We start from the raw sequence: 23,529 nt of genomic DNA on the forward strand, positions 1-23,529 counted from the left end.
TTTCGCGTTACGCAGCCCCGATGGCGGTTATGTCAAACGCGGCGGCCAGAAGCTGGCGCGTGTACTCGCTTTGTGGCGCGTCAAAAACCTGATCGATCTGCCCGGCCTCGACCACATCACCCTGACGCATGACGATCACCTTGTGCGAAAGCGCGCGCACCACGCGCAGGTCATGGCTGATGAACAGATAGGCCAGCCCGTATTTGCGCTGCAGATTGCGCAGCAATTCGACGATCTGCACCTGCACCGTCATGTCCAGCGCCGAGGTCGGCTCATCAAGCACCACCAGTTTCGGACGCAGGATCATGGCGCGGGCAATCGCGATGCGCTGACGCTGCCCACCGGAAAACTCATGCGGGTAGCGCTCCATCGTGGCGGGATCGAGCCCCACCTCGGCCATGATCTCGGCGACCAGTTCACGCGCGGACCGGCCAGTGGGCACGCCGTGTACGCCCAGGCCCTCGGCGATGATCTGCTCGACGGTCATGCGCGGACTCAGGCTGCCGAAGGGATCTTGAAACACGATCTGCAAATGGCGGCGCAGATTGCGCAAATCCGACGATTTGCGCCCCTGAATATCGGCGCCTTCGAACCAGATCGGTCCCTTGCTGGAAATCAGCCGCAGGATGGCGAGCGCCAGCGTGGTCTTGCCCGACCCCGATTCACCGACGATCCCAAGGGTTTCGCCCGCGCGCAGCGTGAGCGTCGCCTCATTGACGGCCTTCACATGGCCCACAGTGCGGCGCAGGAAACCGCGCTGGATCGGAAACCAGATGCGCAGCTTGTCAGTGCGCAGGATCTCACTCGCATCTGATGGCACCGGTGCAGGCTGGCCGGTCGATTCCGCGGCCAGCAGCTTTTGCGTATAGGGATGCTTTGGCGCGGCAAAGATGTCCGAGGTCGGCCCCTGCTCTACGATCTCCCCATCCTTCATCACGCAGACCCGATCAGCAAAGCGCCGCACGATATTCAGATCATGGGTGATGAACAGCAGGCTCATCCCCTCGGCGCGTTTCAGATCGACCAGCAATTCCAGAATCTGCGCCTGAATCGTCACATCCAGCGCCGTGGTCGGCTCGTCTGCGACCAGCAGTTCCGGCTCGTTGGCAAGCGCCATGGCGATCATCACGCGCTGTCTCTGCCCACCGGATAACTGATGCGGATAGGCCCCCATACGGCTTTCAGCGTCGCGGATGCCCACCTTTTCCAGCAATTCCAGCACCCGCTTGCGCGCCTTCGCCCCGCCCAGTCCCTGATGCAGAGACAGGCTTTCCGTGATCTGCTTCTCGATCGTGTGCAGCGGGTTCAGCGAGGTCATCGGCTCCTGAAAGATGAAGCTGATGTCATTGCCGCGCACCTGCCGCAACATCCGGTCAGACGCCCCGACAAGCTGATCGCCCCTGAAGGTCACAGAGCCTGTCACCCGCGCCGAATCCGGCAACAGCCCCACGGTCGACAGCGCGCTGACCGATTTGCCGGATCCGGATTCGCCCACCAGCGCGACCGTTTCGCCCTTGTGCAGGTGGAAGCTGACACCGCGCACCGCATGCACCTGGCGACCTTCCTGATGAAAGGTGACGGACAGGTTATTCACATTCAGGATACGGGTCATGCAAAGGTCTTTCTAGGATCGAATGCATCGCGCACGCCTTCAAAGATGAAGACCAGAAGCGAGAGCATGATCGCAAAGGTGAAGAAAGCCGAGAAGCCAAGCCACGGCGCCTGCAGATTATTGCGCGCCTGCAGCGTCATCTCACCAAGCGAGGGCGCCGAGGAGGGCAGACCGAAGCCCAGAAAATCGAGCGCGGCAAGGGATCCGATGACCCCGGTGATGATAAAGGGCAGGAAGGTCAATGTCGCCACCATGGCATTGGGCAGCACATGGCGGAACATGATCTTTGTGCTGGATACGCCCAGCGCGCGCGCGGCGCGGACATATTCGAAATTCCGCGCGCGCAGGAATTCAGCCCGCACCACCCCGACCAGACCCGTCCAGCCGAACAAGGTCATCAGAAACACCAACAGCCAGAAATTCATCACGAACATCGAGGAGAGGATGATAATGACATAGAGCGACGGAACCGAGTTCCACAGCTCGATCACCCGCTGGAACAGCAGATCCAGAACCCCCCCGAAAAAGCCCTGCACCGCCCCTGCGGCGATACCAATCACAGAGGTCAGGGTGGTCACGATCAGCGCAAAAGTGATCGACAGGCGGAAGCCGTAGATGATGCGCGCCAAGACGTCGCGCGCGGTGTCATCCGTCCCCAGCAAGTTTCGGTCATCCGGCGGGGATGGCGCTGCGCGCCCGATATCGTTGATCGTATTGTAGCTGTAGGGGATCAGTGGCCAGACCATCCAGCCAGACGTGATTTCTTCGCCGTCGACAATACCGGTCTCAGCCTGTGCCATCGCTTCGCGCGGATCATCCAGACAGAGTTCCGCCCCGCCCGTACGGATCAGGCATTGCACCTCCGGATCCCGATAGACCGCCTCGGTGCGGAAATCGCCGCCGAAGGTGGTTTCAGCATAGAAGCGGTGGATCGGAAAATGCAACTCGCCGCGGAAGCTGACCACGATGGGCCGGTCATTGGCGATATACTCTGCAAAAAGCGAAATTCCGTAGAGCACGCCCAGAATGATCAGCGACCAGAAAGCCCGACGATTCGCGCGGAAATTCCGCCAGCGCCGCCGGTTGAGCGCGGAAATCGTGACCCCGAATCGCTTCGTGGGCGGCGGCATGGTGGGCATGCCCTCTGATGGCAGAAGCGGATCAGGGGCCGAGACGAAGGCTTCGGGGCGCTGGTCCATGGCTCAGGTCTCCCGTGTCTCGAAATCGATACGCGGGTCAATCCAGACATACATCAGATCCGAGATCAGCCCGACGATCAGCCCGATAAGCCCGAAAACGAACAGCGTGCCGAACATCACCGGATAGTCGCGTGCGACGGTCGCCTCGAATGCCAGTCGTCCCAGCCCGTCGAGCGAGAAGATCGTCTCAATCAGGAGTGAGCCGCCAAAGAACACGCCCACGAACACCGCCGGGAAACCCGCAATGACAATCAGCATGGCGTTGCGGAACACATGGCCATAGAGCACCTTGCTTTCGGCCAATCCCTTGGCGCGGGCTGTCATCACATAGTGCTTGCGGATTTCATCAAGGAAGCTGTTTTTCGTCAGAAGCGTCAGCGTGGCAAAGGCCGAAATGGTCGAGGCGATCACCGGCAGCGTGATATGCCAGAAATAATCCGCAACCTTGCCCAGCGGGCTGAGTGTGTCCCAGACCTCTTGCGGGCTTGTCAGACCGCGCGCAGGAAAAATCTGCCAGTAAGAGCCACCTGCAAACAGTACCAGCAGCAGGATCGCGAACAGGAAACCGGGGATGGCATAAGCCACGATGATCAGCCCCGAAGTGAAAGTGTCAAAGCGCGAGCCATCGCGCACGGCCTTGCGGATACCCAGAGGGATCGACACCAGATAGGCAATGAGAGTCGACCACAGCCCGAGGCTGATCGAGACCGGCAGTTTCTCAATCACCAGATCGACGACCGAGATGGAGCGGAAATAGCTCGTCCCGAAATCGAAGCGCAGATAGTTCCACATCATATGGAAGAACCGCTCGACCGGGGGTTTGTCGAAGCCGAATTCGCGCTCAAGCTGGGCGATGAATTCGGGTGGCAGACCGCGTGCGCCCTGATAGCGCTCATTCTCGACAGCGCCGACATTCACATCCGCTCCGGCCCCGTCAAACCCGCCAAAAACATTGCCCTGACCTTCCATCTGGGCAATCACTTGTTCGATCGGCCCCCCCGGGACGAACTGGACGAGAAAGAAATTGATGAGCATCACCCCGAACAGCGTCGGAATGATCAGGGCGAGGCGTCGCGCGATATAGGCGCCCATTGCTTACCTCAGCGCCCCGGCCGCGCGCAATTCGGCAGCGCGCTCTGCGTTGAACCACCAGAAATCCAGCTCGCCCGTTGAATAGGGCGGCGTGTCTTCCGGGCGCTGGAAGATATCCCAATAAGCCACCCAGACAGTGTCGTTATACCAAGCGGGGATGATGAACAGTTCATGACGCAGCACCCGGTCCAGCGCCATCAGGGCTGCGTCGCGGGTTTCAGGGTCAGGCGCATCCAGAGACAGGTCGATGACCGCGTCCACGAGTGCACTGCGCAAGCCGGCAGGGTTGAACACATCATGCGCCGCCTCCGAGCCGAAACGTTGTTGCAGGCCCGTACCAGTATCCATGAAGGCGGCATACTGATCGAAGATCATGTCATAATCGCGGTTGCGGCGGCGGTCGGTATGCTGGGCCGGGTCAATGCGCTGAAACCGGGCATTGATCCCCAAGCCTTGCAGGTTCTGGGTGAAAGTCTCGACAATCGCATCCATCGTCGCGGAACCCGCGCTGGAGACGGGAATCTCTATCGTCATGCGCTGGCCAGCAGCATTGCGCAGGGCACCGGCGCTATCCACTTCCCAGCCTGCTTCCTCCAGAAGTGCCCTGGCAAGGCGCATATTCCGCCGGTCCGCCAATCTCGCGACATCCGAACTATGCGGGCTGCGCGCGGGCTGGGTCAGCACTTCTTCGGGGACAAGATCGCCGAGCGATTGAAGCAGTTCCAGCTCCAGCCCTTCAGGCGGGCCATCGGCCTGAAAACGTGTACCTTGGGTGAAGGATTCCCGCTGCCGGAAAAGCCCGTATTGCAGGGTTTCATTCGTCCACTCGAAATTCCACGCCAGCGCAATTGCTTCGCGCACGCGTTTGTCCCGCAAGAAGTCACGCTCCAGGTTGAACACGAATCCGGTGGGTGTCGGCGCGATGCCGGTTGGCAGTTCTTCGCGGAGCACATGTCCGCGCGTGATGGCGGGGAAGTCATAGCCTGTGGCCCATTGGCGTGAATTGTTCTCGGCGCGGAAGGTGTATTCGCCGGTCTTGAACGCTTCGAAAGCTGCAGCCCCATCGGCAAAATACTCGACCCGGATTTCATTGAAATTATGCCTGCCGCGGTTGATCGGCAAATCCGCGCCCCAGTAATCGGGATTGCGCCGATAGGTGATACGGCGATTGACATCGAAACTGTCCAGCACATAGGGGCCGGAACCCGGCGAGATCTCCATACGCGACTCGTCGAGCCGCGCGCCCGTTTCCTCATACCATTTCTTCGAGAAGACAGGGGTCGCGCCGACCTGATCGATCAGGGACCGGCGCGAAATACCGTCGGCGAAGGTGAATTTCACTGTGTGATCATCCAGCGCTTCCGCATCGAGCACCCGTGCGCTGACGCCTTGTGCATAGGACGGAAGGCCCTGCTCAAGAAACAAATTGTGCGAGAACACGACGTCATGCGCGGTCAGCGGCGTGCCGTCGGAAAAGCGCGCTTCGGGGCGCATATGGAAAATGACCCAATCCTTGCTTTCGGGGTATTCAACCGTATGCGCCAGAAGCCCATATCCTTCGCCATAGGCGTCGGCAGGCACAAGACCGCCACCAAAGGGTTCGGAGCTTTCCAGAAGGCTTTCATAAATGGAAGACGAAAAGGCGCCCGCCCGGCCCCGTATCGTGAAGGGATTCATGGAATCGAAGGTTCCCTGCGCCGAAATCGAGATGATCCCTCCCTTCGGGGCGTCCGGGTTCACATAGCGCAGATGCTCGAAATCGGAATCGTAGCTGAGATCACCGTAGAAGGAGTAGCCATGAGCGCGGATGATCTCTGCCGTATCTTCGGCCAGCCCCGGACTGGCGAAGATGCCCGCAAGAATAACCCCGGTGACAGCACGGCGCGCAGCATGGATGCGGGACATGGGCAACTCCTCCTCTGACGGGCCTCTCTGACTATGGGCCTTCATGACTTTTATTTAGTGTTTCTGCGTCGCTGTCGACCATTGCGCAAGGATTTCAACGCCAAGACAACGGAAATTGATGGCAGCGCGACAAGAAAACAGGCCGCCCGGTTCCCCGAACGGCCTGCATCCTGTCCCGGTTTGGGAAAGATCAGCTTTCGCTTTCGATATAGGCGATCAGGTTCGCACGGTCCTGCACATTGGCAATGCCGCGGAAGTTCATCGAGGTGCCCGGCGCGACCCCGCTCGGGCTCTGGAGGAAGGCCGACAGGACTTCCGGCGCCCAAACATCACCCACTTGCGCCAAAGCGCCGGAATAGTTGAAGCCATCCACATCCATGATTTCACGGTTCACGATGCCATACAGATAGGGACCGACCCCGTTGCGCCCCTGCTCAAGCGAGTGGCAGGCGCGGCACTGCGACCACAGACGCGACCCGGCGCCGGCATCAGCCACTTCCCAGGCTTCATCGAAAGACAGCTCTGCCACTGGCTCTGCGGCGGCATCATCGGCACCCGTATCAATGATGAACGCCTGCGGCGCGTTCGCATTGCGCGGCGTGTAGAGTTCATTGGCAGCCCAGTTGCCCAGAAGAAAGACCAGCAGCGCGCCACAGAAAGCGGCAACGGCCTTGGTGATCACCATCGTGTCAAACATATCGCAATCCTGTAGCCCAGCTCATTTGGGCCTATGTATCCGCTTCCCCTTGCAGGATTCAAGCGGTAGTTACCGCGACGAAATGCCCATTCGGGCGAAACAGGACAAGTGTGAGCGGAAACATGGCAGGAATGATCGCATTTCAAGGGGAATTGGGTGCCTATGGGCATCAGGCCTGCGTGGATGCCCGCCCGGAATTCACACCCCTGCCCTGCACGACCTTTCACGACACAATGGCGGCCGTGCGCGAGGGCGCGGCGGAACTAGCCATGGTCGCCGTCGAGAACTCGATTTACGGGCGCGTGGCGGATGTTCACCAGCTTCTGCCCGACAGCGGGTTGCATATCGTGGACGAGGCTTTCGTGCGCGTTCATGTCAACCTGCTGGGCGTCAAGGGCGCGACCGTCGAACAGGTGAAAGAAGCGCATGGCCACCCGGTGATCCTGCCGCAATGCAGCGGCTTCCTGCGGCAGCACGCGATCAAGGGTGTGATCAGTTCCGACAATGCCCGCGCCGCCCGTGAAATTGCCGAGCGCGGCGATCCATCCCAAACCGCCCTTGCCAGCGAGATGGCGGCCCGGATCTACGGTCTGGATGTGCTTGCCCGCCATATCGAGGACCGGCCCGACAACACCACCCGCTTCCTGATCATGGCCCGCAATATCGACCTTGGGCGGCGGGGCGAGCAGATGATGACCAGCTTTTTGTTTCGCGTGCGAAACATTCCTGCCGCGCTCTACAAGGCAATGGGCGGGTTTGCGACAAACGGTGTGAATATGGTCAAGCTTGAAAGCTACATGGTCGACGGCTCTTTCACCGCGACCCAGTTCTTCGCCGAGATCGAGGGCCATCCCGAGGATGACAATGTGGCGCGCGCATTGGACGAATTGCGCTATTTCACGTCCTATCTGCACATTCTGGGCACCTATCCGGCAGATCCCGCGCGGCGCTGACGCGGTGTGTCAGCCCATGCTCGCGATGACCTTCACCAGCGCCGGGCGCGCGGTCATGCGGTCGAGATAGGTACCCAGGCGCGCTTCCTGTATCGGAAACTTCGCGACCTTTGCCCAGATACCGCAATGCGTCAGGATGATATCGGGCACGGTCATCTTGTTGCCCATCAGATAGGGCCCCTCGCCCATCCGGTGCACCAGGGTCTTCTGGCTGTTGGTAAATTCCCAGATCAGCGATTCCTTGATCGAGGATTGCCGCAGCGCTTCGGGCAGGATGAAAGAATGGCGCGCGGCCATCCATAGGGCCGCATCAAATTCATCGAGCAGGAACTGCGTCAGGCTGTCCTGCCGGGCGCGGTCGAGGGTTCCGGCGGGATAGGTCAGCGTGCCGTGCTTATCCGCCAGATACTGGATGATCGCGGTCGAATCGGTAATCGGAGTGCCGTCTTCGATCAACACCGGCACCTTGCCTGCCGGGTTGAAGCTGATCACCCCTTCCGAACGCGGTGCCGCGGGGACATGCTCATAGGGCTGGCCCAGTTCCTCCAGCATCCAGAGCACGCGCGTCGCGCGGGAATTGGCCTTGCCGATCACTGTATACATCTGTGCCCCTTCTACCTGCGCCCCAGCATGGCCAGCCGGATCAGCGCGCGTTCCATTACCGCCATGCTGGGCGCGTTCGAAGAGGAGCGCAAGATCAGATCGGCCTCGACCAGATCTGCGAGCGCACGTTCCAGCCGCGCCAGCCCCCAGCCCTGCGCCTGCGCCAGCAACCGGTCGCGGCGCGGGCCAAAGATCGGCGGGCGCGCGCGCTGGATACCTGCCGACGGCCCGCCCGGATCGCAACTGATCGCATGCAGGCTGCGAAAATGCCGCATCGCCATGATCGCCAGCGTGACCGCCGCCACGCCCTGCGCCTGCAACCGCTTGAGCAGCGGGCCGATCTGCGCCGCCTGCCCTTCGGCAACGGCATTGAGCAGATCATCGACCGCCGCTTCGGTGCTGATAGGCGCGATCGCAGCGATATCTTCGGGCGCAAGCGGCGCGCTGTCCCCGAATTTGTAGAGCGCGAGTTTTTCCAGTGTCTGCCGGAAATCGCCCGGATCGAGCGCGCGCGACAGGGCCACCAGATCGCGCATCGCATCGCCGCTGATCTGCGTCAGCCCGGCCTGCGTCAGTGCCGCCTCGATCTCGTCGCGTGAGGGTGGCTCGTCATAGATCCCCACCGCTCCGGCATTGCGCGCGCCCTCAAACAGCTTGCGCAGTCTGGAACTGGCCTTGAGCGCGCCCGCCGTGACAACAAGCTGCGCATCACCTGCACGCCAGTCGCCCAGCGCCTGCGCAACCGCATCGCTCACCTGATCATTGGCATCCTCGACCAGCACGGCGCGCGGCCCCGGAAAGAAGCCTTGCGCCTTGACCGCATCGACAAGACCAGCCGCGTTGCGACGGATTTCCGCCCCCGGCAGCCGCTCGAATCGCATCTCCGCCTCGCCTTGCGGCCCGACAATGGCCGCGATCAGATCCTGCCGCTTCAGCGCCACGCGCATCGCATCCTGTCCGTAGATCAGGAGCCCCGCCAGGGCCGGATCGGGCTTTGCGATCAGCCGCGCCAGATCGCGGGCGTTCAGCTTCATTCCACCAGCGCCGCCATGAGCCGCGCCGCGACCTGATCCGCCAGAATCCGCATCAGCCGCTTTTGCGCATCTTCCTGCGCCCGGAGCGTGGCAAGCTGGGTGTCGGTGGTCGAGTAATTTGTGAAATTGCGCAGCTTGCCCCGGGTGACGGTCTCGCCTGTCGCGATCTCGGTCAGACTATAGGCGATTTCCCCGAAGAGGGTGATTCGCGTCTGCCCAAGCCCGCTGACCTGCGCCGAGCCGCGTTCAGATGTGCTGATCGTATAGGCCAGATCGAATCGCGGCGCGGTCGGGCGACCCAGACGTTCTTCAAACGCCGCGTTGAAATCGAAATCCGCTGCTGCGGTCGGATCCGCCGCGCGCACCTGCCCCCGCAGCGCCTGCCCCGGCCCACCCGGCGCATAGGCCGGGGTGAAGCCGCAAGCCGCCAGCGGCAGGGCCGCCAGTGCCAGAAGGACCGTTCTGCGATCAGACCACGACATTGATAATGCGCCCCGGCACCACGATCAGCTTGCGCGGCGCAGTGCCGCCCAGAGCCTTGACCACAGCATCATGCGCAAGCGCCAGTTTTTCAACCTCTTCCTTGCCCATCCCGGCAGGCACCTCGATTTCCGCGCGGCGCTTGCCATTGATTTGGATAGGTAGTGTGATCGTGTCGCGCACCAGCATGGCCGGATCGGCCTTGGGCCATGCGGCCTGTGCAATCAGGCCCTGACCGCCTTGCATGGTCCAGATTTCCTCGGCCAGATGCGGCACCATCGGCGCCATCAATTGTGCAAGGATCCGCATGGAGGTTTTCTGCGCGGCACCGCTGGCTTGCGATTTCGACAGCGTGTTGGTGAAGGCGTAGAGTTCCGCAATCGCCTTGTTGAAGGCGAAATTCTCGATGGCGCGGGTGCAATCGGCTATCGCGCGATGCATGGCGCGCATCAGGTCGGTATCGGCATCCGACGGCGTGCCATCCTCCATCACAGCGATCCGGTCCGACAGCGCCCAGACACGGCCCAGGTGCTTGAACGCCGCTTCCGCCCCGGCGCTGGTCCATTCCACATCGCGTTCGGGGGGGGAGTCGGACATGACGAACCAGCGTGCTGTATCGGCCCCGAAAGCTTCGATGATATTGACCGGATCGACCACATTCTTCTTGGATTTCGACATTTTGGCGGAGGGGATGACTGTCACTGCCTCGCCCGTCGTGCGCAGTTTCCCGTCTTCGACATCTTCGGGCAGGTGATACACAGCGCGGCCCTTAGCGTCGCGCGTCAGGTAAATCTCATGCGTCACCATGCCTTGCGTGAACAGCGCATTGAACGGCTCGGACGCGGATTCGGGCAGATGCCCGGTCTTGACCATCGCGCGGGCGAAGAAACGCGAATACAAGAGGTGCAGAATCGCATGTTCGATCCCGCCGATATACTGGTCCACATTCATCCAGTAGGCGGCGTCCTCGGCATCCGTCGGCGTGGCCGCATGGGGCGAGGTGAAGCGGGCGTAATACCAGCTTGAGTCGACAAACGTATCCATCGTGTCCGTTTCGCGCTGCGCCGCGCCGCCGCATTTTGGGCAGGTGCACTGCCGCCAGGTCGGGTGGCGGTCGAGCGGGTTGCCGGGTTGATCAAACGTCACATCATCGGGCAGGCGAACCGGCAGGTTCTCCTTAGCCTCTGGCACCACGCCACAGGTCGGGCAATGCACGACCGGAATCGGGCAGCCCCAGTAGCGCTGGCGGCTCAACCCCCAATCGCGCAGGCGGTATTGCGTCACGCCGTGGCCTACGCCCTGTGATTCGCAAAAGCTGATCGCGGCCTCGACCGCCTCAAGCCCGGTCTGCTCCTGCTCGCCCGCAAACCCGCGGATAAAGCGCACGCGATCCGTCTTGGGCGGCACAAAAGCCGTATCGGTGACGGGGGTTTCATCGTCCAGCGCGACAAAGACATCCGGGTGCGGCAGCCCGTATTTCCGCGCGAAATCCAGGTCGCGCTGGTCATGCGCCGGACAGCCGAAAATCGCGCCGGTGCCGTAATCCATCAGGATGAAATTCGCGATATAGACCGGCAATTCCCATTCATTGTCAAACGGATGGCGCACCGTGATTCCGGTGTCGAAACCCTTTTTCTCGGCCTTCTCCAGCGCTTCTTCCGTGGTGCCGATCCGGCGGCATTCGGCCACGAAATCCGCCACTTTCGGGTCGTGGCGCTCCAGATGTTTGGCCAGCGGATGATCGGGCGAGATACCGACGAATGACGCCCCCATCAGCGTATCCGGGCGGGTGGTATAGACCTCGATCCGGTCAAACCCCTCGGGCGCGGCCACGGTCGAGAAGGCGAACTGCAGGCCCCGCGACTGTCCGATCCAGTTGCGCTGCATCAGGCGCACTTTTTCGGGCCAATGCGCCAGCCCGTCCAAAGCCGCCAGCAATTCCTCGGAATAATCGGAGATCTTGAAGAACCATTGCGTCAGCTCGCGGCGTTCAACCTCGGCGCCCGAGCGCCAGCCCTTGCCGTCGATCACCTGCTCATTGGCCAGAACCGTCATATCGACCGGATCCCAGTTCACCACCGCATTCTTGCGATAGACCAGCCCGGCGGCCAGCATGTCGATGAACATGGCCTGTTGCTGGCCGTAATATTCCGGGTCGCAGGTCGCGAATTCGCGGCTCCAGTCGATTGACAGACCAAGCGGCTTCATCTGCTCGCGCATCACCGCGATATTGCCATAGGTCCAGTCTTTCGGGTGGCCGCCCTGTTCCATCGCCGCATTCTCGGCGGGCATGCCGAACGCATCCCAGCCCATCGGATGCAGTACCGAGAAGCCCTGCGCCAGTTTGTAGCGCGCGACCACATCGCCCATCGTGTAATTGCGTACATGGCCCATATGGATGCGCCCCGACGGATAGGGGAACATCTCCAGCACATAGTATTTCTGCCGCGCGGGATCACGCCGCGCCTTGAACACCTCGGCATTGTCCCATGCCTGTTGCCATCTGGATTCAATCCCTTGCGGGCTGTAGCGCGCGTCGCTCTGGCTGGCCATCATCACATTCCTGCATCAAGTCATGAAAAAGCCGGGCGCTACCGGCCCGGCTCTCTTAGCGCCCGCAGGGGGCAAGGTCCAGATCACGAGGCGGAGTTACAGGCCCCGGTCCCGAATCCTCAGTTGCCGCGCCCGCGTCAGGATCGCGTCTTCCACCGCGCGGATGGTTTCGCGGCTGGCCGGGCCACCCGAGGTCATCAGCGCCACATTCAAAGAGCGCGCATCCAGCGCCGGGTCATTGATCAGGACCGCAGCACGGTAAGCCCGCCCGCCCCCCGGCGGCGTCCCGAAGCCCGTGACGATCACGCCAGAGAACGGGTCCACCGATTGCACCGGCAGGAAATTCAGCACCTCAAGCGAGGCGTTCCACAGATATTTGTTGACCTCGACCGTTACATTCGGCGGTTGGGCATTCGAGAACAGATCCCAGACCGTCGATTGCCGGGACGCCCCGCCAGAGCGATCACGTTCATGGATTTCAGCGCTCGCGGCGCGCGACCGCTCGCCCCCCTGAAAGAAATTCCCGAACCCGCCCCCGCCGCAGCCCGACAGGACCAGAACCAGCCCGAACATGGCGGCAATGCGCGACGCGCCTTTATATGTCATTGCAAAGTTCCCTCGTCAAAGCTGCACCTTGTCTAACTTGATAAGTGGCATGGAACAAGAGTGTAGCGCGCGGATCCCGGCCCCGTCTCCCGCGCATGTCCTGTCGCTTGCATCCGGGGCGTGACAAATCTGCATCATTTCTGACCGGTTCAAACCAGTCGTCCCGCTTTGTCTTGAAAAACACCCCCAAAAGGATGAAACAGGCTCAGACCTCGCCGGATTTGGTGAGGCGAGGAACTCCTTACACAACGAGGGAAAAAATGAAAAAGCTTCTTCTTGCTTCGACCGCTCTGGTCCTGTCGGCAGGCGTTGCAGCAGCAGATGTCGCTCTGTCGGGCGACGCATGGATGGGTCTGCGTTACAACAATGCACTGCCTGCGAACAAGACCCAGATGGTCAGCCGCGCACGCGTCACCTTCACCCTGTCGGGCGAAACCGATGGCGGCCTGGCATTTGGCGGTTCGTTCCGCGCTGACGGCGCCACGGCAGCCGCTACCGAAGCCAACATGTCGCAAGGGTCGGTGTTTATTTCCGGCGACTTCGGCAAGCTGACGATGGGCGATGTTGACTCGGCGCTCGAAGCTACCTGGTTCCGCACCCGTCATATTGGCGTGCTGGAAGGCGCTGGTGGATCGCGTGCATCTGCTCTGGGCTCAGCAACGACTGGCGCACTGTATGAATACTCGCTCGACGGTCTGAAAGTTGCTTTGGGCGCTGGCCAGCTGAATAACACCTCGCAGAACCTGTCGGTCGGCGTTCAGTACAAGATGGACGGCTTCGGTGGTGCGCTTGGCTACGAGCGTGTGAAAGGCGCTGGTGACCACGCACTGCTCAGCGTTGAAGGTGGCTTCGAGGGCATCACCGCGCGCGCATTCTACGGTCGCCTGAAAGTGAACGCTGGTCAGACTCTGGCCGGGATCGCTGGGGGTGCAACAGGCACGACAGCAAAACAGTACGGTGTAGACGTGCACGGGTCCTTTGACGAAATCGGTGTGCAGGCTCGCGCGAAGCGCGGTTTTGCAGGTGAAAACCACCTCGGTCTGGGTGTAACCTACGACCTGGGCGGCGGTGCCAAAGTTGGTGCCAGCGTCAATCGTGTGTCCGCGTTTGGTGTAAACCCACGCACCACCACGGCTGACTTTGGTCTGGCCTTCACGTTCTGATCCCTCACAGGATCAGTTGCGGAAAGAGCGGGCTTTTGCCCGCTCTTTTCTTTTTGTTCTCGCCGCTCTTTTCCCGCAGATCGTTCTGACCTAAAACAAGGCATCAATAACGGTCCAAGGTCCTGCGCATGTTTACACGCCTGCCCCTCGTCCTGATCCTTGCCGCGAGCCTTCTGGCGGCCTGCGAAACCACCTCTGCTGCGCTCGATGGTGTCGGCGGTGTCTTTGTCGGGGCTGGGCAGGACGTTCGCAGCCTGAACCGGCGTTAGGATCATGCTGAGCGCCGTCCTGTTTCTCCTGCTGAGCACGGCGCCCGCCGCCGCCCAGAACGCTGGTCCAACCGTGTCGGGTGACGCGCGCATGGGACTGGTCTGGCAATCGCAGCCCGATTGGGCGGGCCAGCGCGAGAACGGGATACGCATGACCAGCCGGGCCCGCCTGAAATTTCAGTTCACCGGCGAAACCGATGGCGGGTTGCGCTATGGCGCGAATTTCAAGCTGGATCAGAACAAGGACAGACCATCCCGGCCACAGGTTTTCCTTGGTGGCGGTTCCTGAGCGCATGTCCCTGACCGATATTCAGACCCGCATCTCGCAAGCCGAAGCCCGCGCAGAACGCGCGCCCGGCTCTGTGCATCTGATCGCTGTCTCCAAGGAGCAGCCCGAATCGCATGTGCTGCCGATACTGGAATCGGGCCACAGGGTATTTGGCGAGAATCGCGTGCAGGAAGCGGTCGGAAAATGGCCTGCATGGCAAGAGCGCTTCGGCAAGGTCGAGCTGCACCTGCTCGGCCCGCTTCAGACCAACAAGGCGCGGCAGGCCATGGCGCTCTTTCAGGTGATCCATTCGCTCGACCGCCCCAAGCTCGCCCGGACGCTGGCGCGGCTGGCGCAGGAGACTGGCGCCTGCCCGCAGCTTTTCATTCAGGTCAATACCGGCGCAGAGCCGCAAAAGGCCGGGATACTGCAGCCTGACACTGACGGGTTCATCGCGGAGTGCCGCTCCCTCGACCTGCCGGTGATCGGATTGATGTGCATCCCGCCGGTCGAGGCCGATCCCGCGCCACATTTTGAACAGCTGGCCGCGATGGCGCGGCGCAATGATCTGCCCTGCCTGTCGATGGGCATGTCCGATGATTTTGAAACCGCCATCGCCCATGGGGCCACCCATGTCCGGGTCGGTTCCGCAATCTTTGGTGCGCGCGGATAGGTGGCGGCTGTCAGCGGGCCAGAGTTTCGGGGACGATCAGGCGGGTCTGATAGTGGATCATGGGCGCAATCCTGTGCAAATCCGCGCGGTCCAGACCAATACATCCTGCGGTCGGATAGCCCGGCCTGCGCCATTGGTGAATGAAGATCGCGGATCCCCGCCCGCGCTGTGCCAAGGGCCAGTTCCAGTCGGTGATGATGACAAGATCATAGAGCGGATCGGCCCGGCGCAGGCATTCGTGACTATGCCCATAGGGCGCGCGCACCATCAGGTTATAGTCCTTTTGGGACACGTCATCCGACCACAGATCGCGCGGGCGGATCGGTACGGCCCAATCGGCTGGCCGCGCCATCCGGTCAGCCCGATAGAGCATTCCGACCAGCCGGTGCACCCCCACTGGCGTTGCCCCGTCGCCTTCGCGCTTGTCGGCACGCACGCCGCCGCGCCCGATGCTGCAGGGCCAGAGCCGGCCCATGAAGCGCAACCCTTGCCGGGTCAGAACCATGTCGAACCGGGTCATTGCGCGCCCCCGCCAGACGCCCGCGAAGCGTGCAAGGGCGGGTGGGTGCGCACGCTGAGCGGGCGCTCCCCCCTCACAGCAAATGCCCCGATTTCAGCGCCTTGGTCGCCAGATAGGCCCGGTTCTCCTCGGTCGCGCCCACATGCAGCGGGACGCGCTCGATCACCTGCAAACCATGATCATTCAGCATCTCCACCTTGCGGGGATTGTTCGTCAGCAACCGCACCTGCGAAAATCCCATCTTGCGCAAAAGCCCGGCCCCCACGCGAAAATCGCGCTCATCATCCTCGAATCCCAGCCGGTGATTGGCCTCGACCGTATCGAACCCCTGATCCTGCAGCGAATAGGCGCGCATCTTGTTGGCCAGACCGATCCCACGCCCTTCCTGATTGAGATAAAGCAACACACCTGCCCCCTCGCGCCCCATCTGCGCCAGTGCCGCACGCAGTTGCGGCCCGCAATCACATTTCAGCGATCCGAGCACATCGCCGGTGAAACAGGCCGAATGCAGGCGCGCGAGCACCGGAGCGCGCCGGTCCGGCTGGCCGATCTCGATGGCATAATGCTCGACCCCGCCATCTTCGGGGCGGAAGACATGCACCCGTCCGGCTTTGGCGGCCTCCATCGGCAGGCGTGCCGAGACCACGGGCGCGAATTCGCTTTCCCGTGCCAATTCCCGTGCCAGCACCTCGGCCTGAACTTCGGTCAGATCCGGCATGCGCGTATTCTCTGGCACGGGCAACATTAGTGCCGCAGGCAAGAGCTGTGCCGATTTCACCAGGGCCAGGCCGACCCGCGCAAGACCGGCATCCCCGTCGCGCAAGCTCTTGAGCGGGCCTTTCATCGGCACCCGCAGATCATCTGCCGGATCCGCGACAGCGCGCAGCCATCTGCAATCCGCATCCTCCGGCACGATGATCCGCGCCAGATCACCATCATAGGCGCGGGCCTTCAGCGTCTCGGCGCGGTGCTGGGTGATCGCCAGCACCAACCCCTGCGCCAGTTCGCGCATCTCGTTCAACCGTGCAGGCGTCAGCACTTCGGCCGCCACCAGAATCGCCCGGTCGGGGCCGTCAGACAGAACAACCGGCACGCCGAGCCGTAAGTCGGCGCGGGCGCGGTTGATCCTTTCGATCGGGGTCAGGCCGAATAGCATAGGTCAGGCTCCGGGTAAGGCAGGTCCAGATGTAGACTGCCGATGCAGGAATTGAAACAATCCAGCGCCCTGCGACACGTCCGCGTGAGTCTTTTGTTGCAAATCTTGCAGCCCCCCCAAGCGGGACTCATCTTCACATCAGTAACACGAAAGGGTGACCCTATGGCGAAGCTGAACAAGATTCTTCTGGTGGATGATGACGATGATCTGCGCGAGGCGCTGTCCGAACAACTGGTGCTGACCGATGAATTCGACGTGTTCGAGGCCGCCAACGGGGCCGAGGCGATGGAACAGGTCCGCGCCGGACAGTTCGACATGGCCATTCTCGATGTCGGCCTGCCGGACACGGACGGGCGCGAATTGTGCAAGCGGATGCGCAAGGCCGGGTTCAAATCGCCCGTCATCATGCTGACGGGCCACGATTCTGATGCCGATACGATCCTTGGGCTGGATTCCGGGGCGAATGATTATATCACCAAACCGTTCAAGCTGCCGGTTCTTCTGGCCCGTTTGCGCGCGCAGTTGCGCCAGCATGAACAGTCGGAGAATGCTGTCTTTCAGCTTGGTCCCTATCTGTTCAAACCCGCCCAGAAAATGCTGGTGGATGAGAACGACCGCAAGATCCGACTGACGGAAAAGGAAACCAACATATTGAAATTCCTCTATCGCGCACCCGAAGGTGTCGTGCCGCGCGATGTGCTCTTGCATGAGGTCTGGGGCTATAATGCGGGCGTGACGACGCATACGCTGGAGACCCATATCTACCGCCTGCGTCAGAAAATTGAACCCGATCCGTCGAATGTCTCGCTTCTCGTGACCGAGTCGGGCGGCTATCGTCTGGCCTCATGAACAGGCCAAATGCGCCTTATTGTTGCCAATCTTGTAGGTAATGATACACTTATAAGGCGATTGTTCTTCGACATAACCTTCCCTTTGCGCCGGGGTAATGGCGCATCCTCCTCCCTGTTGGACTGTCCGGGCTTTTTGCCCGGACTTTTTTCTATCTCCATTGCCCTTGTCGCCTTGGCCCTGTCATGCCACTAAGACCCGCTTTCGACGGGAGACAAATCTATGGCCTTCACGCTTGCCACCTGGAATATCAACTCGGTCCGCCTGCGCGCGGGGCTTGTGCTGAAGCTCTTGCGCGAGGAAGCGCCCGATGTCCTGTGCCTGCAGGAATGCAAGAGCCCGGTCGAGAATATTCCTTTCGAGATCTTCGCGAATGCAGGCTATCCGCATTGGGTCGCGCGCGGGCAGAAGGGCTATAACGGGGTGGCGATCCTGTCACGCCTGCCACTGGAAGATGCAGGCCATATCGACTGGTGCGCCAAGGGTGATGCCCGGCATGTCGCCGCGCGTCTGGAAAACGGTGTGACGATCCATAACTGCTATGTGCCCGCCGGTGGCGATATTCCTGATCGCGCACTGAATGAGAAATTCGGGCACAAGCTGGATACGCTGACCGAGATGCGCGACCATTTCCGCGACTCCGCGCCGGAAAAGTCGATCCTTGTGGGCGATCTAAACATTGCCCCCCGCGAGGATGACGTCTGGTCGCACAAGCAGCTTCTCAAGATCGTCTCGCATACGCCCATCGAAGTTGCGCATCTGAGCGACGCACAAGAGGCAGGCCGCTGGGTCGATATCACGCGGCAGGATATTCCCGAAGGGTTGCTCTATTCCTGGTGGTCCTACCGCGCCCGCGACTGGGACGCTGCCGACAAGGGCCGCAGGCTGGATCATATCTGGGCCAGTCAGGATATTGCGGCATCCGGGAATGGCTCGCGCATCCTGCGGGATGCACGTGGCTGGGAGCAGCCTTCGGATCATGCGCCGGTATTCGCAAGTTTCGATCTCTGACGCCCCTTTTCCTCCGGGCACGCGCGGCCCATATATCAGACGCATCCGACACATTAGCACGAGGGCACCATGCTGGAATTTGGCGACAAGAGCACCGAGGCCGATCTGATCATCGAGGGGACCGATCAGGGGTTCATGACGCAGGTCATCGAGACCAGCCAGCAAGTCCCTGTCATTGTCGATTTCTGGGCTCCGTGGTGCGGCCCTTGCAAGACCCTTGGCCCGGCGCTGGAAGCTGAAGTGCGCGCGGCGCAGGGCAAGGTGCGCATGGTCAAGATCAATATTGACGAGCATCCCGGCGTCGCAGGCCAGCTGCGTGTCCAGTCGGTCCCCACGGTCTATGCCTTTTTCCAGGGCCAGCCGGTCGATGGGTTTCAGGGGGCGCAACCGCCCTCCGCGTTGAAGCAGTTTGTCGCAAAACTCTCGGGGCTTGCGGGGGATGGCGGATTGTCCGACGCGCTGGACGAGGCCGATACCATGCTGGACGAGGGCGCCGTGACCGACGCCGCGCAGATTTTCGCAGCGGTGCTGGCGGAAGACGAGGCGAATGCCCGCGCCTTTGCCGGGCTGGTGCGCGCGCAGATCGCCACAGGCAGTCTGGATCAGGCCGAGGCACTGCTGAACAATGCACCGCAAGCCATCGCCAGCGCGCCGGAGCTTGACGCCGTGCGCGCGATGTTCGCCCTCGCGCAACAGGCGCGCTCCGCAGGCCCGGTAGATGATCTGCGCGCCATGCTTGATGCGGACCCGGACAATCATCAGGCCCGGTTTGACCTTGCGCAGGCGCTGTATGCGAACGGAGAGGCCGAAGCGGCGATCGAGGAATTGCTGGATTTGTTCCGGCGCGATCGTGACTGGAATGACGGGGCCGCAAAAACCCAGCTTTTCACCATTTTTGACGCTCTCAAACCCACCGATCCACTGGTGGCGAAGGGGCGTCGTCGACTGAGTTCGATGATATTTGCCTGATTCCGCGCGCGCATTACCTTACCCCTATGTCGCGCCCTCAGGATTACCCCGATCTGATTCCAATCTTCCCGCTACCGGGCGCGCTGTTGTTGCCCCGCGCCCGACTTCCGCTGCACATCTTCGAGCCGCGCTATCTGGCGATGATCGAGGATTGCATGAAGACGCCGCATCGCCTGATCGGGATGGTACAGCCGCGCGACGTGCCGGGAACTGAACCGCGCCCACTGCATGCGATAGGCTGCGCCGGACGGCTGACCGCCTTTTCCGAAACCGAGGATGGGCGCTATCTGATCACGCTGACGGGGAAATCCCGGTTTCGGGTGCGCGAGGAAGTGCCCGGCTTCGCGCCATACCGCCGCTGTTCAGTGGATTGGTCCAGTTTCACACAGGATTGCGGGCAGGAAGAAACTGATCCCGGCCTGAAGCGCACAGCGTTCTTTGCCTTGCTCAAACGGTTTTTCGGCAAACACAAGCTCTCGACGGACTGGGACAGCCTGTCCGAAGCCGAGGATGAGTTGCTGATCAATTCGCTCTCCATGCTCTGCCCGTTTGAACCGGACGACAAGCAGGCGCTTCTCGAAGCGCCCTCTTTGCAGACGCGGCGGGAAACGCTTGTCATGCTGATGGAATTTTCCCTGCGCGGTGGCGGAACAGACGAGGTACTGCAATGAGTGATTCAGAAAAACCCCAACGGCTAATCAACCGGCAGATGCTGGAGGCGCTGGTCTGTCCGGTCACGAATGGTCGGCTGAGCTATGACGCCACCCGTCAGGAACTGATCTCGAAAGCGGCGCATCTGGCCTTTCCGATCCGCAACGGGATACCGATCATGCTGGTTGACGAAGCCCGCGAGATCGAATGATCCCTGTCGGGCTGCGACATGCGCCCTGAATGCGAAGCGCCCTGACCCTTGAGAGGATCAGGGCGTTCTGAGCAGAAACAACGCGACGTTGTTCAAGTGCCGCGCTTGGAGATCGGACTTGCAGGTTGCTTGCGCTTCCCTGTCCGAATTGGTGCCAGACTACAGAGCAGTCCTTAACTTCGTGTTACGTTCACTATGCGGCATTGGTGGTAAACGCGCAATCAAACCCCGCACGCCCAGCGCCATATTTCACCATTTTTCTGACAAATTTTCGCGGCCCCATGCGGGATAGAGCAACAATCTATGCGTGAATTAACCATTGTCTCGGAAAGCGAAAAGGCCCTGAGCCCGGGCTAGAGCCAGTCGCGCAATACCGGAATCAATGGCAAATCCGCAGGCGGCATCGGATAGTTGCGCAGATCCGCTGGCCGCACCCATTTCAATGCCTGCCCTTCGCGACTTTGCGGCTGTCCTTGCCATTTGCGGCAGACAAACAGCGGCATCAGCAGATGAAAGCTCTCATAGGCATGGCTGGCAAAACTCAGCGGTGCCAGGCAACTGGCCCAGGTGTCAATGCCCAGCTCTTCCTGCAACTCGCGAATCAGGGCCGCTTCCGGGGTCTCGCCGGGCTCGATCTTGCCGCCGGGGAATTCCCAGAGCCCCGCCATGGACTTGCCCTCCGGGCGCTGCGCCAGAAGCACGCGGCCATCGGCATCGACCAGCGCCACGGCAGCCACAAGGACCATCTTCACGAGCGATAATCCGCGTTGATCTCGATATAGCGGTGGGTCAGGTCGCAGGTCCAGACGGTCGCCGCGCCCACGCCAAGGCGGAGATCGACCCCGATCACCAGATCAGCCAGTTTCATATATGCCGCGCCGATCTCTTCGGCATAGCTGGGGGCAACCTGTCCATTCACGGCCACCAGATGCGGGCCGAAGCGGATCGACAGCCGGTCGCGATCAGCTTCCGCCCCGGATTTGCCCACAGCCATAACGATCCGGCCCCAGTTGGGATCCTCGCCCGCCACAGCGGTTTTCACCAGGGGCGAATCCGCAATCGCGAAGGCCACCTTGCGCGCATCCGCGTCAGACCGCGCGCCCGTCACAGTGACTTCGATGAATTTCGTGGCCCCTTCGCCATCCCGCACCACCTGATGCGCCAGATCAAGCATCACGCCGCCCAGTGCCTTGGCAAAAGCCTGCCCGTCCTCGCTGGCTGAATCGGTGATTTCGGGAGCATCGCTCTGCCCTGTCGCCGCGATCAGAAGCATGTCCGAGGTTGACGTGTCGCTGTCGACGGTGATGCAGTTGAAGCTGCGATCGGTCTCGCGCGAGGTCAGGGATTGCAGCACCGGGCGCGATATCTTTGCATCCGTGAAAATATAGACCAGCATCGTCGCCATATCGGGTGCGATCATGCCGGAGCCTTTGGCAATCCCCGCGATCCTGATCGGTTTTCCGCCGATTTCGACCTCTGCCGCAGCCCCTTTGGGGAAAGTATCGGTGGTCATGATGGCACGCGCGGCCTCTGGCAGCGCCTGCTCCGACAAGCCGGAGACAAGCAGGTCCAGCGCATCGGTGATTTTCTCATGCGGCAAGGACTGGCCGATCACCCCGGTCGACGAGGTGAAAACGCGACCCTGAGGCAAGTCCAGCTTTTCGGCAACTCCGGCGCAGATCGCGCTGACACTGGCCACACCGTCAGCGCCGGTAAAGGCATTGGCATTGCCGGAATTGACAAGGATGGCAGCCCCCTCGGCGCTGTCCTGACCAATCTTCTCCTGAGCATCCAGCACTGACGCGGCGCGGGTGGCGGACCGGGTGAAGGTTCCCGCAATCACGGTTCCGGGGGCCAGATGCGCCAGCATCACATCGGTACGCCCCTGATAGCGCACCCCGGCCTGTGCCGTGGCAAAGCGCGCACCCTTGATCACAGGAAGTTCGGGAAACGCTGCGGGTGCAAGCGGCGAGACCAGAGGTCCGCTTGTGCGACCATCATTCCCCTGCGCAGCGAGCTGCGCCGTCAGAGCCTTGATTTTCTTCTTGAGCTTCTTCTTGCCCATCGGACGCTCCATGTCAGACTACCAGCCCTGCTCGGGCTGGCCTTGTCCTACACTGGCGCAGATCAGTCGTCCAGAAGGTCGCTCCGCGTCAGGATCGAGGTATCCAGATCCTCATAGGCGCGTTCGATTGTTGCCGCTTCTGTCGCGCGGTTCAGTTCGGCCTGCGCAGCCTCGCGCTGAATGTTCTGCTCCAGCGCCTCGCGCACTTCTTCCAGCGGCGGGGCCGAGGACATGCGCGTGTCGTTCAAGAGCACCAAATGCCAGCCAAAACGGGTTTCCAGTGGCCCCATATAGTCGCCGACCTCCAGCGCCTGCACGGCTTCCTCAAACTCGGGGATCATCGCGCCAAGGCCAAACCAGCCCAGCGAGCCGCCACCCTCGGCGGCACCATCAACGGAATGTTCGCGCGCAAGTTCTGCGAAATCTGCGCCATCGTCGAGCATGGCCTTCAGTTCCAGCGCCTGTTCTTCCGTCTCGACGATGATATGCGAGGCGTTGAATTCCGGGGTGGGTTCGCGGCCGTCAAATTCGGTCACAAAGGCGGTGTAGGCCTCGGTGACATTCTCTTCGGTCAGGGCGGCTTCGGCGGCGCGGGTCAGGGCCGCATTGGCGATGAATGCGCGCTGCTCGTTTTCCAGCGCAATCTGCTCGCGGGCCGACAGGGTGCCTTCGGCTTCCTGCATGATCGCGGTCTGTTCGATCAGTTGTTCCATCAAGGGGGTGAACAACGCATCTGCGGGCATGGCGCGGAACTGATCCGGCAGAGCATCACGCGCCGTCAGCAGGTGCCCGAGCGTGATCTCGGTACCGTTCACGCGTGCCAGAACCGTATCGCGCGACAGGTCATCCTGCGCGAAAACCGGGGCCGAAACGGCGAGTGCGACCACAAGGGCCACCGAAACTCGCGAAAAACTGAGCATAATTCCTACTCCTGACTGGGCGCGGCGGGCGCGCAACGTTGACACTTTTGGGGCCGGCCATTACATCGCT

25 protein-coding genes are annotated in these 23,529 nt (G+C 61.5%); 10 read left to right on the forward strand and 15 right to left on the reverse strand.

Features of this window, described 5'->3' with window-relative positions:
• Nucleotides 1–7: 7 nt before the first annotated feature.
• The 5 genes from BG457_RS18480 to BG457_RS18500 all read right to left on the reverse strand — a co-directional run bounded on the left by BG457_RS18480 (nucleotide 8) and on the right by BG457_RS18500 (nucleotide 6,505).
• Nucleotides 8–1,612, reverse strand: a complete 1,605-nt coding sequence (locus tag BG457_RS18480; RefSeq protein ID WP_071799337.1) for an ABC transporter ATP-binding protein — start codon at nucleotides 1,610–1,612, stop codon at nucleotides 8–10.
• Nucleotides 1,609–2,751, reverse strand: coding sequence for an ABC transporter permease (locus tag BG457_RS18485; protein WP_084657739.1), 1,143 nt, complete (start codon nucleotides 2,749–2,751; stop codon nucleotides 1,609–1,611). Before BG457_RS18485 ends, BG457_RS18480 begins: the two co-directional genes overlap by 4 nt.
• Nucleotides 2,752–2,814: 63 nt before the next feature.
• Complete coding sequence (locus tag BG457_RS18490; RefSeq protein ID WP_071799338.1) at nucleotides 2,815–3,903, reverse strand: microcin C ABC transporter permease YejB; 1,089 nt, start codon at nucleotides 3,901–3,903, stop codon at nucleotides 2,815–2,817.
• Between the two features lie 3 nt (nucleotides 3,904–3,906).
• The gene (locus BG457_RS18495) at nucleotides 3,907–5,808 is read right to left on the reverse strand and encodes an extracellular solute-binding protein (protein ID WP_139257867.1); all 1,902 of its coding nucleotides are present in this window, start codon (nucleotides 5,806–5,808) and stop codon (nucleotides 3,907–3,909) included.
• A gap of 190 nt (nucleotides 5,809–5,998) precedes the next feature.
• Nucleotides 5,999–6,505 carry a c-type cytochrome gene (locus BG457_RS18500; protein WP_071799340.1) on the reverse strand — a complete coding sequence of 169 codons (507 nt, stop codon included), beginning with the start codon at nucleotides 6,503–6,505 and terminating at the stop codon, nucleotides 5,999–6,001.
• Nucleotides 6,506–6,627: 122 nt separating this feature from the next.
• On the opposite strand from BG457_RS18500, the gene BG457_RS18505 reads away from it, so the two are divergent.
• Nucleotides 6,628–7,458 carry a prephenate dehydratase gene (locus BG457_RS18505; RefSeq protein ID WP_071799341.1) on the forward strand — a complete coding sequence of 277 codons (831 nt, stop codon included), beginning with the start codon at nucleotides 6,628–6,630 and terminating at the stop codon, nucleotides 7,456–7,458.
• Between the two features lie 9 nt (nucleotides 7,459–7,467).
• Here BG457_RS18505 and BG457_RS18510 read toward each other — a convergent pair whose 3' ends face one another.
• The 5 genes from BG457_RS18510 to BG457_RS18530 form a co-directional block, all read right to left on the reverse strand.
• The gene (locus tag BG457_RS18510; protein ID WP_071799342.1) at nucleotides 7,468–8,061 is read right to left on the reverse strand and encodes a glutathione S-transferase family protein; all 594 of its coding nucleotides are present in this window, start codon (nucleotides 8,059–8,061) and stop codon (nucleotides 7,468–7,470) included.
• Nucleotides 8,062–8,072: 11 nt separating this feature from the next.
• Complete coding sequence (gene holA / locus BG457_RS18515; RefSeq protein ID WP_071799343.1) at nucleotides 8,073–9,095, reverse strand: DNA polymerase III subunit delta; 1,023 nt, start codon at nucleotides 9,093–9,095, stop codon at nucleotides 8,073–8,075.
• Entirely contained in the window at nucleotides 9,092–9,577 is a 486-nt protein-coding gene (locus BG457_RS18520; protein ID WP_071799344.1) for a hypothetical protein, read from the reverse strand. Before BG457_RS18520 ends, holA begins: the two co-directional genes overlap by 4 nt.
• Nucleotides 9,564–12,128, reverse strand: a complete 2,565-nt coding sequence (leuS, locus tag BG457_RS18525; RefSeq protein ID WP_071799405.1) for a leucine--tRNA ligase — start codon at nucleotides 12,126–12,128, stop codon at nucleotides 9,564–9,566. The genes BG457_RS18520 and leuS overlap by 14 nt, the downstream gene beginning before the upstream one ends.
• 96 nt (nucleotides 12,129–12,224) lie before the next feature.
• Nucleotides 12,225–12,734, reverse strand: coding sequence for a DUF3576 domain-containing protein (locus tag BG457_RS18530; RefSeq protein WP_071799345.1), 510 nt, complete (start codon nucleotides 12,732–12,734; stop codon nucleotides 12,225–12,227).
• Between the two features lie 260 nt (nucleotides 12,735–12,994).
• Between BG457_RS18530 and BG457_RS18535 the strand changes: the two genes are divergently transcribed.
• The 4 genes from BG457_RS18535 (at nucleotide 12,995) to BG457_RS18545 (ending at nucleotide 15,107) form a co-directional block, all read left to right on the forward strand.
• Nucleotides 12,995–13,897, forward strand: coding sequence for a porin (locus tag BG457_RS18535; RefSeq protein WP_071799346.1), 903 nt, complete (start codon nucleotides 12,995–12,997; stop codon nucleotides 13,895–13,897).
• A gap of 128 nt (nucleotides 13,898–14,025) precedes the next feature.
• On the forward strand, nucleotides 14,026–14,166 hold the full coding sequence (locus BG457_RS20385) for a hypothetical protein (protein WP_175546835.1): 141 nt from the start codon (nucleotides 14,026–14,028) through the stop codon (nucleotides 14,164–14,166).
• Between the two features lie 4 nt (nucleotides 14,167–14,170).
• Complete coding sequence (locus BG457_RS18540) at nucleotides 14,171–14,455, forward strand: porin (protein WP_071799347.1); 285 nt, start codon at nucleotides 14,171–14,173, stop codon at nucleotides 14,453–14,455.
• A 4-nt stretch (nucleotides 14,456–14,459) separates the two neighbouring features.
• Nucleotides 14,460–15,107 (forward strand): YggS family pyridoxal phosphate-dependent enzyme, encoded by a 648-nt coding sequence (locus BG457_RS18545; protein ID WP_071799348.1) that lies wholly within the window; start codon nucleotides 14,460–14,462, stop codon nucleotides 15,105–15,107.
• A 10-nt stretch (nucleotides 15,108–15,117) separates the two neighbouring features.
• Here BG457_RS18545 and BG457_RS18550 read toward each other — a convergent pair whose 3' ends face one another.
• Both BG457_RS18550 and ribA read right to left on the reverse strand, forming a co-directional pair.
• On the reverse strand, nucleotides 15,118–15,627 hold the full coding sequence (locus BG457_RS18550) for a L,D-transpeptidase family protein (protein WP_071799349.1): 510 nt from the start codon (nucleotides 15,625–15,627) through the stop codon (nucleotides 15,118–15,120).
• A 73-nt stretch (nucleotides 15,628–15,700) separates the two neighbouring features.
• Complete coding sequence (ribA, locus tag BG457_RS18555; protein WP_071799350.1) at nucleotides 15,701–16,783, reverse strand: GTP cyclohydrolase II; 1,083 nt, start codon at nucleotides 16,781–16,783, stop codon at nucleotides 15,701–15,703.
• A gap of 162 nt (nucleotides 16,784–16,945) precedes the next feature.
• Between ribA and BG457_RS18560 the strand changes: the two genes are divergently transcribed.
• From BG457_RS18560 to BG457_RS18580, 5 genes are all read left to right on the forward strand, one after another.
• Nucleotides 16,946–17,632, forward strand: coding sequence for a response regulator transcription factor (locus BG457_RS18560; RefSeq protein ID WP_071799351.1), 687 nt, complete (start codon nucleotides 16,946–16,948; stop codon nucleotides 17,630–17,632).
• A 222-nt stretch (nucleotides 17,633–17,854) separates the two neighbouring features.
• The gene (locus BG457_RS18565) at nucleotides 17,855–18,643 is read left to right on the forward strand and encodes an exodeoxyribonuclease III (RefSeq protein WP_071799352.1); all 789 of its coding nucleotides are present in this window, start codon (nucleotides 17,855–17,857) and stop codon (nucleotides 18,641–18,643) included.
• A gap of 69 nt (nucleotides 18,644–18,712) precedes the next feature.
• On the forward strand, nucleotides 18,713–19,612 hold the full coding sequence (locus BG457_RS18570; protein WP_071799353.1) for a thioredoxin family protein: 900 nt from the start codon (nucleotides 18,713–18,715) through the stop codon (nucleotides 19,610–19,612).
• 26 nt (nucleotides 19,613–19,638) lie between these two features.
• Nucleotides 19,639–20,283: an LON peptidase substrate-binding domain-containing protein gene (locus BG457_RS18575; RefSeq protein ID WP_071799354.1), complete on the forward strand. Its 645-nt coding sequence runs from the start codon at nucleotides 19,639–19,641 to the stop codon at nucleotides 20,281–20,283.
• Nucleotides 20,280–20,474: a Trm112 family protein gene (locus BG457_RS18580; RefSeq protein WP_071799355.1), complete on the forward strand. Its 195-nt coding sequence runs from the start codon at nucleotides 20,280–20,282 to the stop codon at nucleotides 20,472–20,474. The genes BG457_RS18575 and BG457_RS18580 overlap by 4 nt, the downstream gene beginning before the upstream one ends.
• 353 nt (nucleotides 20,475–20,827) lie before the next feature.
• Here the strand turns inward: BG457_RS18580 and mutT are convergent, their stop codons facing one another.
• The 3 genes from mutT to BG457_RS18595 all read right to left on the reverse strand — a co-directional run bounded on the left by mutT (nucleotide 20,828) and on the right by BG457_RS18595 (nucleotide 23,459).
• Entirely contained in the window at nucleotides 20,828–21,226 is a 399-nt protein-coding gene (gene mutT / locus BG457_RS18585) for an 8-oxo-dGTP diphosphatase MutT (protein ID WP_071799356.1), read from the reverse strand.
• On the reverse strand, nucleotides 21,223–22,539 hold the full coding sequence (gene argJ / locus BG457_RS18590; protein ID WP_084657740.1) for a bifunctional glutamate N-acetyltransferase/amino-acid acetyltransferase ArgJ: 1,317 nt from the start codon (nucleotides 22,537–22,539) through the stop codon (nucleotides 21,223–21,225). The genes mutT and argJ overlap by 4 nt, the downstream gene beginning before the upstream one ends.
• Nucleotides 22,540–22,601: 62 nt before the next feature.
• The gene (locus tag BG457_RS18595) at nucleotides 22,602–23,459 is read right to left on the reverse strand and encodes a peptidylprolyl isomerase (RefSeq protein ID WP_071799357.1); all 858 of its coding nucleotides are present in this window, start codon (nucleotides 23,457–23,459) and stop codon (nucleotides 22,602–22,604) included.
• Nucleotides 23,460–23,529: the final 70 nt, after the last annotated feature.

It is taken from the genome of Natronohydrobacter thiooxidans (genome assembly GCF_001884735.1).
Lineage (GTDB): Bacteria > Pseudomonadota > Alphaproteobacteria > Rhodobacterales > Rhodobacteraceae > Roseinatronobacter > Roseinatronobacter thiooxidans_A.

What these genes read in the sequence shown, in the direction of transcription:
- BG457_RS18485 (WP_084657739.1), bottom strand. Translation starts at nt 2,751, where the DNA reads ATGCCCACCATGCCGCCGCCCACGAAGCGATTCGGGGTCACGATTTCC.
- BG457_RS18505 (WP_071799341.1), top strand. Translation starts at nt 6,628, where the DNA reads ATGGCAGGAATGATCGCATTTCAAGGGGAATTGGGTGCCTATGGGCAT.
- argJ (WP_084657740.1), bottom strand. Translation starts at nt 22,539, where the DNA reads ATGGGCAAGAAGAAGCTCAAGAAGAAAATCAAGGCTCTGACGGCGCAG.
- BG457_RS18520 (WP_071799344.1), bottom strand. Translation starts at nt 9,577, where the DNA reads ATGTCGTGGTCTGATCGCAGAACGGTCCTTCTGGCACTGGCGGCCCTG.
- BG457_RS18545 (WP_071799348.1), top strand. Translation starts at nt 14,460, where the DNA reads ATGTCCCTGACCGATATTCAGACCCGCATCTCGCAAGCCGAAGCCCGC.
- leuS (WP_071799405.1), bottom strand. Translation starts at nt 12,128, where the DNA reads ATGGCCAGCCAGAGCGACGCGCGCTACAGCCCGCAAGGGATTGAATCC.
- BG457_RS18510 (WP_071799342.1), bottom strand. Translation starts at nt 8,061, where the DNA reads ATGTATACAGTGATCGGCAAGGCCAATTCCCGCGCGACGCGCGTGCTC.
- BG457_RS18570 (WP_071799353.1), top strand. Translation starts at nt 18,713, where the DNA reads ATGCTGGAATTTGGCGACAAGAGCACCGAGGCCGATCTGATCATCGAG.
- BG457_RS18495 (WP_139257867.1), bottom strand. Translation starts at nt 5,808, where the DNA reads ATGTCCCGCATCCATGCTGCGCGCCGTGCTGTCACCGGGGTTATTCTT.
- BG457_RS20385 (WP_175546835.1), top strand. Translation starts at nt 14,026, where the DNA reads ATGTTTACACGCCTGCCCCTCGTCCTGATCCTTGCCGCGAGCCTTCTG.
- ribA (WP_071799350.1), bottom strand. Translation starts at nt 16,783, where the DNA reads ATGCTATTCGGCCTGACCCCGATCGAAAGGATCAACCGCGCCCGCGCC.
- BG457_RS18575 (WP_071799354.1), top strand. Translation starts at nt 19,639, where the DNA reads ATGTCGCGCCCTCAGGATTACCCCGATCTGATTCCAATCTTCCCGCTA.
- BG457_RS18560 (WP_071799351.1), top strand. Translation starts at nt 16,946, where the DNA reads ATGGCGAAGCTGAACAAGATTCTTCTGGTGGATGATGACGATGATCTG.
- BG457_RS18500 (WP_071799340.1), bottom strand. Translation starts at nt 6,505, where the DNA reads ATGTTTGACACGATGGTGATCACCAAGGCCGTTGCCGCTTTCTGTGGC.
- BG457_RS18595 (WP_071799357.1), bottom strand. Translation starts at nt 23,459, where the DNA reads ATGCTCAGTTTTTCGCGAGTTTCGGTGGCCCTTGTGGTCGCACTCGCC.
- BG457_RS18580 (WP_071799355.1), top strand. Translation starts at nt 20,280, where the DNA reads ATGAGTGATTCAGAAAAACCCCAACGGCTAATCAACCGGCAGATGCTG.
- BG457_RS18565 (WP_071799352.1), top strand. Translation starts at nt 17,855, where the DNA reads ATGGCCTTCACGCTTGCCACCTGGAATATCAACTCGGTCCGCCTGCGC.
- BG457_RS18550 (WP_071799349.1), bottom strand. Translation starts at nt 15,627, where the DNA reads ATGACCCGGTTCGACATGGTTCTGACCCGGCAAGGGTTGCGCTTCATG.
- BG457_RS18530 (WP_071799345.1), bottom strand. Translation starts at nt 12,734, where the DNA reads ATGACATATAAAGGCGCGTCGCGCATTGCCGCCATGTTCGGGCTGGTT.
- BG457_RS18480 (WP_071799337.1), bottom strand. Translation starts at nt 1,612, where the DNA reads ATGACCCGTATCCTGAATGTGAATAACCTGTCCGTCACCTTTCATCAG.
- BG457_RS18540 (WP_071799347.1), top strand. Translation starts at nt 14,171, where the DNA reads ATGCTGAGCGCCGTCCTGTTTCTCCTGCTGAGCACGGCGCCCGCCGCC.
- holA (WP_071799343.1), bottom strand. Translation starts at nt 9,095, where the DNA reads ATGAAGCTGAACGCCCGCGATCTGGCGCGGCTGATCGCAAAGCCCGAT.
- BG457_RS18535 (WP_071799346.1), top strand. Translation starts at nt 12,995, where the DNA reads ATGAAAAAGCTTCTTCTTGCTTCGACCGCTCTGGTCCTGTCGGCAGGC.
- BG457_RS18490 (WP_071799338.1), bottom strand. Translation starts at nt 3,903, where the DNA reads ATGGGCGCCTATATCGCGCGACGCCTCGCCCTGATCATTCCGACGCTG.